This is a genomic window from Lapillicoccus sp. (genome assembly GCF_039935575.1).
Lineage (GTDB): Bacteria > Actinomycetota > Actinomycetes > Actinomycetales > Dermatophilaceae > Lapillicoccus.
Genome location: NZ_JBDTKA010000065.1, coordinates 22,422 through 35,674 on the forward strand (window position 1 = coordinate 22,422; position 13,253 = coordinate 35,674).

Genomic DNA, 13,253 nt, shown 5'->3' on the forward strand with positions numbered 1-13,253 from the left:
GGTCGACGACACGGGCCGCTTGCTCGGCATACGCACCAGCGGAAGGCGCGCGTCCGGACCGGCTATGGCCACGATCGAGCGTCCGACCTCACTGTCAGCGAGAAAGCGGCGGTAGGGCAGACCCATTCGTTGCAGGTAGTCGACGATCCGCGCCGTCTCCGGCGACTTCATCTCGGTGACGATCTGGACGCCGTCCACCTCGACGGCGTTCGTCGACCAGCTCCAGTCGGAAAGCATCTCGACGATGGCGGAGTGGAACTCCTCGTCGCGCGGAGCAGTGGGGATTGCCAGCCATGTGTCCAACCGCCCCTCGGACGAGGCCGTCCGCAGCGCCGGGAGGTTGAGGGCGAAGACGGCCGGCGCCAAGAGCGCGATCCGGCGCGACGTCGGGTTGATCGAGTGGACCTGGTCCAGCAGGCCGAGCCCGTCGCCGTCGGCCAGGATCGGCTCGGCGGCGATCAGCGCAATACCGCGGTTGTCGATGGTGAGCTCACGGGTCAGGTCGAGCAGCTCGTCGCAGGTCTCGACGACGTGCACCTCGTAGTCATGCGCGTAGCGGCTGGTGAACTCGGTCTCCACGGCGTGGTGCTCGGCGTGGGTGGTGGCGACCAGGATCACTGGCACACCGTCGAAGCGGTGGTTACCCATGTCGTCAAACCTAGTTCGTCGCGCCCGTGGGGGCTTTCCCGATACCGCGGTGTCCGCCGAACGTGAGTTGGTCGCCCATTCGAGGCAAGTCGCGCCAGAATGACCACCAACTCACGTTCGACGGAAGGCTCGACCCGTGAGCAGACCGTCGCGCGGCCCTTGACCCACGGCATACATTGCGCATCATGGGAACCGAGGTCAGCGCTGCAAGTTTTTCCCGTGAGCAGCGGCAGAAGTATCGCGAAAAGGTGCACCTCGACCTCGACGTCTTCGAGCGGATGCTGGCGCACAGCAAGTTTGCGTTCGAACGGCCGATGACCGGCATGGAGATCGAGCTCAACCTCGTCGACCGCGAGTACCGCCCCAAGATGGACAACGCCGAGGTCCTCGCGGCGATCGAGAACGCCGACTACCAAACGGAGCTGGCTCGGTTCAACATCGAGTTCAACGTCTCCCCGCGGGCGCTGACGGGGTCCGAGTCACTCGAGCTGGAAGACGACCTGCGGCGTTCGCTCAACGAGGCGGAGCGGCGCGCAAACGAGGTTGGTTCACACATTCTCATGATCGGCATCCTGCCGACCGTCATGCCCGAGCACTTCGAGGGCGACGACTGGATGAGCGCCAACACCCGGTACCGGGCGCTCAACGACGCCGTCCTCGCCGCTCGGGGGGAGGACATCTTCCTCGAGATCGAGGGGCCGACGGGGGAGCGGCTGGACCGGTACGCGGACTCGCTCGCTCCCGAGTCGGCCTGCACGTCGGTTCAGCTGCACCTGCAGGTCGAGCCGCAGCACTTCGCGACGACGTGGAACGCGGCCCAGGTGCTGGGTGGTCCGCAGCTGGCGATCGGCGCGAACAGCCCCTACTTCTTCGGGAAGCAGCTCTGGCACGAGACGCGGGTCGAGCTATTCACCCAGGCGGCGGACACCCGGGCGGTCGAGCTGAAGAACCAAGGCGTACGCCCGCGGGTGTTCTTTGGGGAACGCTGGGTCACCTCGATATTCGACCTGTTCGAGGAGAACGTGCGGTACTTCCCGGCGCTCCTGCCGGAGCTGTCGGACGAGGACCCGCTGGCCGTGCTCGAGGCCGGCGGGACGCCCGAGCTTGCCGAGCTGAAGCTGCACAACGGGACGGTCTACCGTTGGAACAGGCCGATATACGACACCAGCGCTGGTCGGCCTCATGTGCGCGTCGAGAACCGTGTGCTACCAGCGGGTCCCAGCATCATCGACACCATGGCCAACGCCGCGTTCTACTACGGCACCCTCCGCGCCCTGGCCCAGGACGACCGGCCGGTCTGGACTCGGATGAGCTTCGTCGCAGCCGAGGAGAACTTCTTCTCCGGAGCGCGCGAAGGCATCGAGTCCCGGTTGTTCTGGCCGGGTCGTGGCGAGATCCCGGCGACCGAGCTGGTGCTGCGTCACCTGCTCCCACTGGCATACCAAGGCCTGACCGACTGGGGCGTGGCCCCCGAAGCCCGGGACCGCTACCTGTCAGTCATCGAGGGCCGTTGCCTGAGCGGCGTCAACGGCGCCTCCTGGCAGATCGAGGCGGTCCGGCGGTTGGAGGAGCGCGGGCTGGACCGTGCGGAGGCACTTCGGCTCATGCTTCAGTCGTACTCGGAGCACATGCACGAGAACCTCCCCGTCCACACCTGGTCGCTGCCCTGACCTGACTGACCTGAGCTGACCCCGGTAACCGGCCTGTGGAGAACTTCCGAGGCCTGGCCCTGAGGTTTGCTTGGCTGGGGTCGTGGGTGGTGAGGAGCAGGACCTTGCGTCCGGTGCAACCGTCGACGTCTTGGTGCCGTGTGACGTGGCCGGCCTGGGGGCCGTCGCGCAGACGCTGCGAGGACATGCCGATGTGCTGGACACCGCGGGTGCATCGCTCAGCCGGGTCGAGGTCGCCAGCTGGCGGGGGAGCGCCGCGACAGGGTTCGCGACGGCCATCGAGCCGGAACCGGGCCGTTGGCGTACCGCGTCTGACGCGTTCGTGGCCGGTGCCGTCGCCGTCGACGGTTTCGTCGCCTCTGTCGAACCTGCCCGCCTTGTCGCCCTGGATGCGGTGGTGCTCTACGGGCGCTACGTCGCACTCACCGCTGCAGCCGGAGCAGCTGCCGGCGTGGTGACGGAGCTGCCCGCATCGAACGGGTCTCCGCCCGGCAGGGTCGCTGATCGTATGCGTGTCGGCGCCCGGATCGACCAGCTCGAGACAGTCGCCGCCGGGGGTGGCGCGGCGGCGGCGATGGTCGCGGAAGCCGAAAACTTGAGGCGCCAGGCGATCTCGACTCTGGCGTCCGCTCGCCGCACGGTCGAGGCCGCGGGCGACTGCGCCGCCGCCGCTCTGGCCGCTGCTGCCGTCCAGGCACCCGATGCGCGGCGGTTCTGGGAGGCGAACATCCGCCCCGCTGGGGCTGAGGGGTTGATGCACGGGACTCTCGACGGTCTGGGCTGGGTGCCCGGTCCCATCGGAATGGCGGCCAGCGGCATCAACGCCGCCTGGTTTCTCGCAGAGGGTCGGCGAACCGAGGCGGGTCTGAGTGCAGCCGGCATGGTCTGGTTCGGCAAGGGAGTGAGGCTCGCCAAAGAGGCCGACCACGTCGTCACCGGTGGGAAAGACGCCGCTCGAGCCTTCCATGATCCGGGCAGTGAGGCCGAATGGTTGTCAAGCCACGAAATCGATGGCTCGCACACGATTCTGGAGCATGTCGGAAGATCGGACGAGCAACTGTTGACAAGACTGACCGATCCGAGCGAAACCATCCGCGCTTCGTCGAGCTTCACGGACCTCGATACAGCTAGCGGGGCGATCCACGAGGCCTTGGCTCAGCGTTCTGACAAAATCGCCGCGTTCATGGCCAACCCGACCAAACACCGATCCAGCCTGGAGCTGGATCTCGGCCATACCATCGGGCGCGGAGTACACCTGGAGGGGACAGGCTTCGAAGACATGAGCGGCATCGCCGTGTATCTCATCAAAGACCCACGGTTTGCCTGCGGCTACCGAGTTCGGACCGCCTTCCCCATCCCTGGAGCAACCGCACCATGAACGAAGACAGCGATCTCACAGTACTGATGAGCTCCTACCTCAACATCGATTTTAAATACACCGACCCAGATCCGTGGGAAGTCGTGCGGGTATTTGCCCGCACCGAGGGTGTCGACATCGTCGCCAACGCGGTCGTTGAGGCCCAGGGTTTGTTGTCACGCCATCTTGGTGACGACGACCTCGACAAAGTTCTCAGCCGCGAGCACGGACTGGGGTACGTCCCGCGCCTGGGCGGCTACTCGACCAATGACTGGCTCACGCAGGTCGCCGACCTCCTCGACCGCATGGTGCGTCAGCGCCGGGCAGGCAACTGATCCGGACTCTGATGTTTGCGACATCGGACGACTTTGACGCGCAGAAACTGGGAAACATCAGAGTCTGGTGACGATGGTGCTCCGTTGCCCGACAGCGCGGTGCTTCTGGTGCCTGGGCTGCCGGCCACCGGGACAGAACTCACGTCTCCGACCACCGGACTCACGTCTCCGACCACCGGACTCACGTCACCGACCACCGGACTCACGTATCCCCCGGAATCGGACCCGGGGATGTCCGAATTGTCGGCCAGGATGTGAGTTCGGTGGGAGAGAGACCTTCGACGGGGTCGGCGCGGCGTTGTCGGGGACGAGGCATACAGTGAGAACCTCAGACCTTGACGCCCTTGACAGACCGACCCTGAGGTAACCCGATGACCGACCAGGTTGCGCCACTCACATCTGCGAACTCAGCAGCGCTCGACACCCTCGTCGAGTTGGTCAGCAGCCAGTTGGCCGACCGCGTGGAGGACCTCGGGCGCCAGGGCCGCACCCTGCGCTCCCTCGGCGACCTCGACGAGCTGGCCACACGGATGGTGGCCGCGCTTCCGACCGTCCACCCCTGGGACAGCGAGCTCGGCCCGTTCTACGACACGAACGGCCTCAGCCGGTGGTTGGGCGTGACCCGCCAAGCGCTGGCCGACCGGGTCAAGCGCGGGACGCTGCTCGCCTGCCGCACCGCGGACAGCCACCTGCTCTACCCCGTCCTCCAGTTCGACCGCGTCGGCCAGGTCCGGCCGGGTGTCATCGAGGCCGTCGGGATCCTCACCCGAGCCGGGGCGGACGGGTGGGCTATCGGCACCTGGCTGACCACGGCGTCGGTCGCCTTCGACGGTGAGAGCGTCGTCGACTACCTCGTCGTGCACCACGGGTCGAGCGAGGCGACCACCCGGGTGGCCGCAGCCGCGACGGCCGACAGCGCCGCGTGGTCTACGTGACGCGCGAGACGGTCGCGCAGGGGCCGCCCTCAGTCCCAATCCGCGGATTCCCCAGGCGCCACGTCACGCCCACTGACGTTCTGCACCGAGGCCACACAGCGGCATACCGGCCGTGGTGGTTCGGCTGCGACGGGGGAGGGCGTTTCGACCTGCACCCACCGCGGGGCACCTGCTACCTCGCCGACTCCGCCGCCATCGCGGTGCGTGAACGCCTCGGGACGGTCCTCGGCACTCGAGTCACCGTGCCGGCGAGTCTCCTCGACGGCGTGGTCGTCTCGCGGCTGCACCTGCCCCATCCCTGCGACCTGGCAAACCTGCAGAGCTCGGCGGCCAGCCGGTTCGGGGTGCTGCGGGAGCTCGAGGTAATGGTCCCCTATTACGTTCCCCAGGACTGGGCCACGGCCTTCGACCAGGAGGGTTTCGGCGGAGTCGCCTACGGGCCTCGGTTCAGCACCGGGCCGTCGAGCTCGTATGCCGTCTTCGGGCCGGCCGGGTCGGCCGACTGGCCCGTCGACCCCGAACCGGTCCCGGCCCGCGACGTCACAGGTGCGCCAGTGGCCGTTGACCCGCCACTGAGCTCGGAGGTGACGGTGGTCCGCACGCCCGGCACTCGGGCCCGAGGCCGCTGAACACGCTGCGCTGCGTTCAGCTCTCGGGCGACGGTTGGTTCCAGGTCCGGATCGCCGGCTGCTCGCGTTCCCACTCCAAGACACTGACCGACCCGGCGTCCAGCAGCAGCTTCGCCCCCATCCGAACCTCCTGCCGCAGGAAGACCGTCGCCAGGATCCGCAGGTAGTGCCCGTGCCCCACTAGCGCGACGTTGCCGGTCTGCAGCGTCGGCATGACGTCCCACAGCACCGAGGCAGCCCGGGCCGCCACCGACTCGACCCTCTCTCCGGGCGTGTCACCGGGGACCACACCGTTCTCGAACACCGTCCACATGTATCCGAGCTTCGCGCGAATCCCCTTGGTAGTCATGCCTTCGTAGCCGCCATAGTCCCACTCCATCAGCCGCTTGTCGATCTCCACGTCGTGCAGCCCCGCGAGGTCGGCGGTTCGCCGGGCGCGCTGCAGCGGCGAGACAAGGACCCGCGTGAACGACCAGTGCGCCAGCAGGGCCCCCGCCCGCCGAGCCGCTGCCTCACCCTCCGGCAGCAACGGCAGGTCCGTGAGACCGGTGTGCTGGCCCGACTTCGACCACTCGGTCTCGCCGTGCCGGAGTAGCACCAGGTGACCTCGAGGCTCGGGCGGACCCGCCGCGGTGACGCTCACGTCGCCACTCTAGGGGCGTACCGGCTCTGGCAGGCTGGGGGCATGAATCTGGCCTACCGGATTGTCAACGTGTTCACCGTCGGCGACGATCCGTTCTCGGGCAATCCCCTCGCCGTCTTCGCGGACGGGGCGCACCTCACCGACGACCAGATGCAGGGGCTCGCCCGCCAGATGAACCTCTCGGAGACGACGTTCGTCGTTCGCCGGCGCGAAGACGGTGCCGACGCCGACGTGCGGATCTTCACCCCGGCGCACGAGATGCCGTTCGCCGGCCACCCGACTCTGGGGACGGCGTACGTCGTCTCGTCGCTGTTCGGAGACGGGGGTACTGTCGTGCTCCGTATGCCAGCGGGCCGGGTTCCGGTGTCACACAACGGTTCCCATTGGGTTCTGACTACTGCGGTCGCCCCGAGTACTGCGCCAGTGGCCGCCAGCCGGGCCGAGCTCGCCGCGGCCGTAGGGCTGGCGGTCGGCGACCTGGCCGATGTCGACGCACTCTGGGTGGACACCGGGACTGAACAACTGATTCTCCCGGTTCGCAGCCCCGAAGCCGTACGTGCGGCCGAGCCAGACGTCCGCCTGCTCCGAGGCCTTGGCGAGGCGCGCGCGCTGAGCACCCTCGTCGACGTGTGGGCACCGACGGGGGAGACCACCGTCGAGGCACGGGTCTTCTACGTCCAGGGCAGCTCGGTGGTCGAGGACCCGGCGACCGGTTCGGCGTTGGCGAACCTCGGCGGCTGGTACCACCACCACGGCGAACGCGGCATCTCCCGCACGATCCGCCAGGGTGCGGCGGTCGACCGTCCGTCGGAGCTGTTCCTCGAGGTCGACGCGCTCGGCGCCATCCGCGTCGGCGGAGCGGTGCACGAGATCGGCGCGGGCGTCCTCGTGATCTGACCCACGACATCACGGGGCCTCACAAGAGCTGGGGCATCGAGCGACGAACCAGCTCGAAGCACACCACCGCAGCCGCAGCGGACACATTGAGGGAGTCGACGCCACCGGCCATGGGGATCGACGCCCACGACGAGATGTGCTCGGCAACGTCGGCGCTCACGCCGTACGTCTCCGAACCCAGCACCAGCACAACGTTCTCCGGCCACGGAGCGTCGAACACCGAGGACGAGCCGTCGGCCGCCAACCCGACCAGGTGGAACCCGGCTCGCGCCAGCCACGCCGCCGCCTCACCAGCTGTGGCCACTTTGAGGATCGGCGCCCGGAACGCCACACCGGCCGAGGCTTTGACCACCATCGGGTCGATCGACGCGACACCGCGTCTGGGGACGACGATCCCGTCGATCCCAGCCGCCGTGGCCGTCCGGAGGATCATCCCCAGGTTGGCGGGCGTCGTCACGCCGTCGACAAGGACCACTTGGTGCAGGTGGGGGTCGTCCAACGCGTCGGCCAGCGGCCGCATCCGGGGCGCCACAACGTCGGCGAAAACTCCCTGGTCCTGACGGCCGTTGCCGGCGAGCTTCTTCACGCGTTCGACGGAGGCACGCTGCACCGGCACCCCGCGGTCGCGGGCCAGCTCGAGGATCTCTCCGACCCCGTGGCCACGGGCGCCGTCGGCCAGGACCACCTTGTCGACGACCAGCGACGCATCGTCCAGAACCTCGATGACGGGGTTGCGTCCATAAACCGTGACGAACCGGTCCTTGGGGGAGACCTCAGCCATGCGTGGCTCCGGTCGACGCGGCTCTCAGAACGGCCACACCTCGAACACCACCGCGTGGCCCACCCCGGCCGCCTTGCCGCCGCCCTCGAGGATCATCGTCACCAGTGCGCGCGGCTTCGGGAACGAGTCAGGGAGCACCGAGTTGTATGCCTCGTGCGCCTCGAGCGAGGCAATGGCGGGTTCGAGGTGGTCGCCCACCTCCACGTAGTGCGTCGGGTTCGGGCCTCCCACGAGCAGTGCCTGCCCGACCCCACCCCAAGGCTCGAGCCCGCCTCGCAGCTGGTCCGGGAAGATCCACCGGTTGCCCGCATCGCGGATCGCATCGAGCGTGGCCAGCGACACGGCGCGATGGTCGGACTGGTTGAGCTGACCCATCATCCGCAGCTCCGGAGCGCTGCCGACGATGACGTCGGGCCGCCGTTCCCGGATCACCCGGCAGATCTCGCGTCTCAGTGGCAGCCCGTATTCGACCACCCCGTCGTGGAAGTCCAGGAAGTCGATGTGCTGGACACCCACCTTCGACCCTCCGTCGCGCTCTTCCTGCTCGCGCACCACGGACGCCTGCTCTGGTTCCATAGTGTCGATCCCGGCCTCACCCCGGGTGGCGAGCAGGTACGTCACGGTCTTTCCCTGGGTCGTCCAGCGCGCGACAGCAGCCGCCGTGCCGTACTCGATGTCGTCGGGGTGGGCCACGACGACGAGGACTGTCTCGAAGGTCTCGTCCAGGGGTTGCAGCGCCGACGGCGCGTCGGCGGGAATGGTGCTCATCCGGGTGACGATAGTGCGTGCATGTCCCTGATGGCGGCGTTCAAGTAGTTGAATCATGAACTACTTGAGTGAGAGGCGCGACATGCAGTTTCGGTTTCGTCGTGCCGACTCCTGGCCGGGGCGGTCAGCGCCGGCCGGCGAGCCGCCAGGCTGCCGGGAACATCCCGGCGGCTACCGCAACCTTGATCGCGTCGCCGATGAGGAACGGGACGACGCCGAGGGCAAGTGCCTTGGGCAGGTCGACGTGGGCTACGGCCATCAGCCACGGGACGCCGACGGCATAGATGGTGAGGTTGCCGAGAACCATCACCGCCCCTGTGCGCAACGGTCCTCGGGTCGCGCCCCGCTCGGCGAGCAGCCCGACGAGTGCCGCCGCGAGAACGAAACCCACGTCGTAGCCGAACGAGGCCCCAGCCGATCCGGACGTGCCGTGCGAGAACACCGGGGCTCCGGCGACGCCCACCGCGAGGTAGACCAACATGGACAGGACCCCGCGGGTGGTCCCGAGCGCCGCGCCGACGAGCAGGACCGCAAACGTCTGCAGCGTCAGCGGGACGGGAGTGAACGGCAGCGGCACGGACACCTGGGCCGCCAGTGCCGTGAGTGCTGCGCCTCCCAACACGAGAGCTGAGTCGCGGGCCAGGCCGCCGGGGATGACGTCGCCCAGGACGCGGGGGGTGGGGAGGCTCATCGACATGGTGGTGACGCTAGCGGATACAGCGAGCCCGCAGGCATACCCCGTGGTTGGCTGGGCAGATGAGAACCTGGCCGCGGGGGAGGGCCGCGTTCGCGATCGCCGCTGCCGCCGGACTCGTCCACGCGGGCTTTAGCGCCTATTGGGCACTGGGTGGTCGTTGGTTGCTCGACACGGTGGGGCAGTGGGCTGTCCGGCTCGCCGTCGAGGCGCCTGTCGGCGCGGGGCTGGTCCTCGGACTCGTCGCGATTCTCAAGGCGGCTGGGGCGGCGGTCCCGATCATGGTCGAGCAGGGCCGTCTGGGTGGACGGCGGTTCTGGCGGGTGCTGGAGTGGGTGGGGGCGGTGGGTCTGCTGCTTTACGGGCTGGTCAACGTCGTCGTCGCCTGGGGCGTTCTCACCGGCGTCATCGCGACACCCGGTGGGTTCGACCGGCTGGCGCAGCTGGGACACGCGGCGCTGTGGGACCCGCTGTTCCTCATCTGGGGAGTGTCCCTCGTGATCGGCCTGTCGCTGAGTCGGTCGCCGTCGCGGAAGGAGGCACCCCCCGGATGAGCGCCTAGAGGGTGCGACCGCCGAGGCCGGGCGGGCTAGGAGACGCAGCTCAGCGTGGGGGCACCGGGCCTCGTCGCCTGATGTGTCACCGGAAGCGACGCGCCCACCTGGGCGGGCACCGCTTGCACGGTCGCCAGGACGTTGGCGGTGCGAGACCCGGGGTAGTAGTAAGCACCACGATCGCCGGTGGTGTCGCCGCAACCGAGCTGGTAAGCCGACAGAGCCTGATAGGGGTTTCGGCCCCCCTTGACCCACCGGCCCCAGGTCGGCTTGCTTCCGGTGGCCACGAGTGCCTGGATGACGACGGCGGTCGAGTTCGGTTCCGAGGCCTGACCGGGGGCCGCGAGGAACGGGAACCCACCGTCCGTGGACTGAACGGCGCCCAGCGCGGCCAGGGTCTTCCAACGCATGGGTGCGCTCCCGTACGCCTCGAGCCCCTCGACGGCGAGCGCGGTGCTGTTGGTGTCCGGGCCCGAGAAGGTGGCGAGGTCAGCCGCCGAGCACGGGACCGCCGTGTCGGCGCGGTAGGAGGCCCACAGCCCGTCCGCGCATTGCTGCCGCTCCAGCCACGCCTCAGCGGTGGCCACGTTGGTGGGAGCCACGCCGGCCGCCTTGAGCGCGGTGAGCGCCAGACCTTGCCGGTATGCGCCGTCGTACGTCGGGTCGGCTGCGCCGAACAGCCCCCGGTCGGGGCCGGAGGTACGGCGGGTGGCCTGCAGCCGAGCAACGAGGTTGTGGGCATCTGTGGTACCACCGAAGGCCCGTGGGTTCTCACCGGCGGCGACTGCCGCCAGGACGAGGTTAGCCAGGGTCCCCGCGTTGTCGGCGCCCGAGCTGTCGGTGAGCCCGTCGGCGACGCGGGTCTTGAGGTAGGCGATCGCGGAGCGAGACGCGTTGCCACCGACGCCAGCCGCAGTGAGTGCGACGACGGCATACGCGGTGTTGCCGTCGTCGGGGGAGCCGAAGGGCGCCAGGTAGCCGCCGTTGGCCGTGATCTGGCGCGCGAGGTAGCCCGCGCCGTATCGCGCGGCGTCCCGAAACCCTGTTGCCGCAGCAGAGCTCGTGGGTCCAACGGCTATTGACGACTCTGCCGTGAGCTGGGACGCGTCAGCCGAGGTTGCTCCCCAGACCAGCGATCCAGAGGCGACAGCGAGAGCTGCGACGCCAGCCAGAGCTGCCTGGCGTGCGGGCCGGCGTGCGCGACGGGACGGAGTCATGGGGAGCCTTTCGCGAGAGGCTCGACCAGCTCCCGAGACGCCGGACGGACCGGTCACCCAGGCTCCGACCGCAGGCCTCGACGGTATGTGGAGCCCGTCCCGAGACGGCGGTCCGACTTGCCCGCCGAGGCGGGTCTACGGTTGCGGGTCAGCGCCGGACTCTCACCGGCTTCCCTTCGCGGGACGTGCGTGCGAAACCTAGCACGGCCAGGAAGTGCCGAGAAGCGTGGCGTCTCACGCGACCAGCAAGACCTCACCGAACGGTCAAGGTGACGCTGGAGGTCACCGACACAGCTCCCTTCCTGCCGGTCAGGGTGTAGGTGAAGCTCCCCTTCTTGGTCGGTTTGACCGACTGGCTGCCCGCAACGGGCTTCATGCCGGACCAGGGACCGGCGCCCTGTTTCGGGGTGGCCGCGGCCGTCCGTCGGGTCGTGTTCGACGACGACCAGCGCAGTGTCGTGCTCTGGCCGAGCTCGAGGACGCCGTCAGAGTCGTCGGAGGTGAGCGCGACGGTGGGCTGGCTCGAACCCAGCGCAGGGTTGAGCGGAGAGACGCGCGGCACGGGGTTGGAAGTCGCCGTGGCGTTCAGGGCGAACGACCATCCCTCGAACCCGCCTGCGATCGCGTACCGGTTCGATGCACCTGATGTGCCGTAACTCCAGCTGCCGGTGGTGCCGTCGCCCCACCAGTACGACCAGGACGCCGCCGCCGGGGGAGTGTTGAGGCACGCTTCCTTGTAGCCCGGGTTTCCGGTGATCGGAAGTGTCTCGGTCGCAGACGGCCGTCCGTCGATGCGACAGACGAACGCCAGGCCATAACGCGGTACGCCGGTGGGCTGGACACCAGCGCCCTGCATCGCCGCCAAGCCGGTGCGTGGCGTACCGCTGGGGTTGGGGGAGCACCGCACGATCGTCGGTGCCGGCGAGCCACCGTTGCCGTCAAGCTGCTGGAAGTCGACGACGACCGTCGTGCCCGTGCGCGCGTCCGCGCCCCGGCAGACGCCGACGTACCCGAGCCCGGCCTCCATCGCAGACGCGGAACCGGCTTGGACCGTGAGCCCCGCGAACGCAGTCGAGGCCGCGAGACCTACTGCCCCGAGAGCGAAAAACCTGGTCATGCCATTGGTTCCGTTCGTCGTTCGAAGATGACCGGCAGCATACGGGTTGACCCAGGGGACAGGGTGTGCCGGGGACTGTCGGTTTGCATCCCTCGTGAGGCACTGGCCCCGCCACACAAACGACGAGCACTTGCGGGAGCGGGAGTATTTGTGCGGGACATCCGGTCTCTCCCGGTGTCCGACACTCCATCGGGCTGGTCCGATGGTGGCACCTCGGCATAAACACGCTATGGCTAGCCAACGGCGGCGTGTTGTACGTCCTGCTGTTCACGACCGGGCAATAGCGCCACCTGGTGCCCACGAGCCGGTCTGTGTTCCCCCAGTGCCGTATCCGCGCTGATCCAGTACCTGTCGTTGAACTGGCCGTCCGAGAATGGCTGCCACCGCCAATCCATCTGTCGTAAAGGAATCCATGCCCAATATCTCGCTCACCGCACTAGCGCGGGCGCAACTCGAACTCGCAACCCACGCGACGAGCGGCAGGAGCGCCCACACTGTCTTTGGCGGTCATGAACACGCGTTGCGTCAAACGTTGATCGCTCTGACCGCGGGGACGAAGCTCGACGACCATTCCAACCCCGGCGATGCCACCGTGTACGTACTCCATGGTCGTGTCAGGCTCGAGGCAGGGGGCACTAACTGGGAAGGTGCGTCCGGCCATCTCATCGACGTCCCCGACTCAACCCACTCGCTGCTAGCCCTCGAAGATGCCGTCATCTTGTTGACCGTGGTAAACCGAATCTGACAGCACGGTTGGACCTTCGCAACACGGTCAGCGACGACCTCGGCCTCGGGCTGTTCAGACATAATGCCGATTATCGGCGTTGAAGGAGGACGAGTTGCGACCACCTTTCGTCCAGTTCAGCCCTATACCGCTGTCGACACCTCAGCGGGCATCGGCGGCCCGCGGCTGGTCTCCCCGGGCTTTGGCCACTTGGGCCAGGACGGCGATCTCGTCGAACACGCGCCACTCGTGAATGATCTTGCCCTTGCGCAACAGGAACTGAG

14 protein-coding genes and 1 riboswitch are annotated in these 13,253 nt (G+C 68.2%); of the genes, 8 read left to right on the top strand and 6 right to left on the bottom strand.

The features are described 5' to 3' along the window. Positions 1–833 precede the first annotated feature (833 nt). The 5 genes from ABI385_RS08055 to ABI385_RS08075 all read left to right on the top strand — a co-directional run bounded on the left by ABI385_RS08055 (position 834) and on the right by ABI385_RS08075 (position 5,574). Positions 834–2,318, top strand: coding sequence for a glutamate--cysteine ligase (locus tag ABI385_RS08055; protein ID WP_348103232.1), 1,485 nt, complete (start codon positions 834–836; stop codon positions 2,316–2,318). Positions 2,319–2,400: 82 nt separating this feature from the next. Next, positions 2,401–3,696: an RNase A-like domain-containing protein gene (locus tag ABI385_RS08060; protein ID WP_348103233.1), complete on the top strand. Its 1,296-nt coding sequence runs from the start codon at positions 2,401–2,403 to the stop codon at positions 3,694–3,696. A gap of 26 nt (positions 3,697–3,722) precedes the next feature. Next, positions 3,723–4,010, top strand: coding sequence for a contact-dependent growth inhibition system immunity protein (locus ABI385_RS08065; RefSeq protein WP_348103234.1), 288 nt, complete (start codon positions 3,723–3,725; stop codon positions 4,008–4,010). A gap of 371 nt (positions 4,011–4,381) precedes the next feature. Further along, positions 4,382–4,945 (top strand): hypothetical protein, encoded by a 564-nt coding sequence (locus tag ABI385_RS08070; protein ID WP_348103235.1) that lies wholly within the window; start codon positions 4,382–4,384, stop codon positions 4,943–4,945. After that, positions 4,942–5,574, top strand: a complete 633-nt coding sequence (locus ABI385_RS08075) for an RES domain-containing protein (protein WP_348103236.1) — start codon at positions 4,942–4,944, stop codon at positions 5,572–5,574. Before ABI385_RS08070 ends, ABI385_RS08075 begins: the two co-directional genes overlap by 4 nt. 16 nt (positions 5,575–5,590) lie before the next feature. Here ABI385_RS08075 and ABI385_RS08080 read toward each other — a convergent pair whose 3' ends face one another. Continuing rightward, positions 5,591–6,217 carry a histidine phosphatase family protein gene (locus tag ABI385_RS08080; protein WP_348103237.1) on the bottom strand — a complete coding sequence of 209 codons (627 nt, stop codon included), beginning with the start codon at positions 6,215–6,217 and terminating at the stop codon, positions 5,591–5,593. Positions 6,218–6,259: 42 nt separating this feature from the next. Between ABI385_RS08080 and ABI385_RS08085 the strand changes: the two genes are divergently transcribed. Further along, positions 6,260–7,114: a PhzF family phenazine biosynthesis protein gene (locus tag ABI385_RS08085; protein WP_348103238.1), complete on the top strand. Its 855-nt coding sequence runs from the start codon at positions 6,260–6,262 to the stop codon at positions 7,112–7,114. A gap of 19 nt (positions 7,115–7,133) precedes the next feature. Here ABI385_RS08085 and ABI385_RS08090 read toward each other — a convergent pair whose 3' ends face one another. From ABI385_RS08090 to ABI385_RS08100, 3 genes are all read right to left on the bottom strand, one after another. Further along, the gene (locus ABI385_RS08090) at positions 7,134–7,895 is read right to left on the bottom strand and encodes an RNA methyltransferase (protein WP_348103239.1); all 762 of its coding nucleotides are present in this window, start codon (positions 7,893–7,895) and stop codon (positions 7,134–7,136) included. A gap of 24 nt (positions 7,896–7,919) precedes the next feature. Continuing rightward, positions 7,920–8,663, bottom strand: a complete 744-nt coding sequence (locus ABI385_RS08095) for a PIG-L deacetylase family protein (RefSeq protein WP_348103240.1) — start codon at positions 8,661–8,663, stop codon at positions 7,920–7,922. Positions 8,664–8,787: 124 nt separating this feature from the next. Beyond that, positions 8,788–9,360, bottom strand: coding sequence for a biotin transporter BioY (locus ABI385_RS08100; protein WP_348103241.1), 573 nt, complete (start codon positions 9,358–9,360; stop codon positions 8,788–8,790). Positions 9,361–9,419: 59 nt separating this feature from the next. Here ABI385_RS08100 and ABI385_RS08105 point away from each other — a divergent pair, with 59 nt between their 5' ends. Then, positions 9,420–9,911, top strand: coding sequence for a DUF3995 domain-containing protein (locus ABI385_RS08105; RefSeq protein WP_348103242.1), 492 nt, complete (start codon positions 9,420–9,422; stop codon positions 9,909–9,911). Positions 9,912–9,946: 35 nt separating this feature from the next. Here ABI385_RS08105 and ABI385_RS08110 read toward each other — a convergent pair whose 3' ends face one another. Then, a complete protein-coding gene (locus ABI385_RS08110) occupies positions 9,947–11,128 on the bottom strand; it encodes a hypothetical protein (RefSeq protein WP_348103243.1) in 1,182 nt (393 codons plus the stop codon). Positions 11,129–11,238: 110 nt separating this feature from the next. Next, positions 11,239–11,345, bottom strand: a riboswitch (cobalamin riboswitch). A 36-nt stretch (positions 11,346–11,381) separates the two neighbouring features. Next, positions 11,382–12,245 carry a hypothetical protein gene (locus ABI385_RS08115; RefSeq protein ID WP_348103244.1) on the bottom strand — a complete coding sequence of 288 codons (864 nt, stop codon included), beginning with the start codon at positions 12,243–12,245 and terminating at the stop codon, positions 11,382–11,384. A gap of 373 nt (positions 12,246–12,618) precedes the next feature. Between ABI385_RS08115 and ABI385_RS08120 the strand changes: the two genes are divergently transcribed. Next, complete coding sequence (locus tag ABI385_RS08120; RefSeq protein WP_348103245.1) at positions 12,619–12,990, top strand: cupin domain-containing protein; 372 nt, start codon at positions 12,619–12,621, stop codon at positions 12,988–12,990. Positions 12,991–13,253: the final 263 nt, after the last annotated feature.

Bases quoted from the DNA above. Each gene is read 5' to 3' on its own strand.
- ABI385_RS08055 (WP_348103232.1), top strand. From the start codon at position 834: ATGGGAACCGAGGTCAGCGCTGCAAGTTTTTCCCGTGAGCAGCGGCAG.
- ABI385_RS08065 (WP_348103234.1), top strand. From the start codon at position 3,723: ATGAGCTCCTACCTCAACATCGATTTTAAATACACCGACCCAGATCCG.
- ABI385_RS08070 (WP_348103235.1), top strand. From the start codon at position 4,382: ATGACCGACCAGGTTGCGCCACTCACATCTGCGAACTCAGCAGCGCTC.
- ABI385_RS08085 (WP_348103238.1), top strand. From the start codon at position 6,260: ATGAATCTGGCCTACCGGATTGTCAACGTGTTCACCGTCGGCGACGAT.
- ABI385_RS08090 (WP_348103239.1), bottom strand. From the start codon at position 7,895: ATGGCTGAGGTCTCCCCCAAGGACCGGTTCGTCACGGTTTATGGACGC.
- ABI385_RS08095 (WP_348103240.1), bottom strand. From the start codon at position 8,663: ATGAGCACCATTCCCGCCGACGCGCCGTCGGCGCTGCAACCCCTGGAC.
- ABI385_RS08100 (WP_348103241.1), bottom strand. From the start codon at position 9,360: ATGTCGATGAGCCTCCCCACCCCCCGCGTCCTGGGCGACGTCATCCCC.
- ABI385_RS08105 (WP_348103242.1), top strand. From the start codon at position 9,420: ATGAGAACCTGGCCGCGGGGGAGGGCCGCGTTCGCGATCGCCGCTGCC.
- ABI385_RS08110 (WP_348103243.1), bottom strand. From the start codon at position 11,128: ATGACTCCGTCCCGTCGCGCACGCCGGCCCGCACGCCAGGCAGCTCTG.
- ABI385_RS08115 (WP_348103244.1), bottom strand. From the start codon at position 12,245: ATGACCAGGTTTTTCGCTCTCGGGGCAGTAGGTCTCGCGGCCTCGACT.
- ABI385_RS08120 (WP_348103245.1), top strand. From the start codon at position 12,619: ATGGCTGCCACCGCCAATCCATCTGTCGTAAAGGAATCCATGCCCAAT.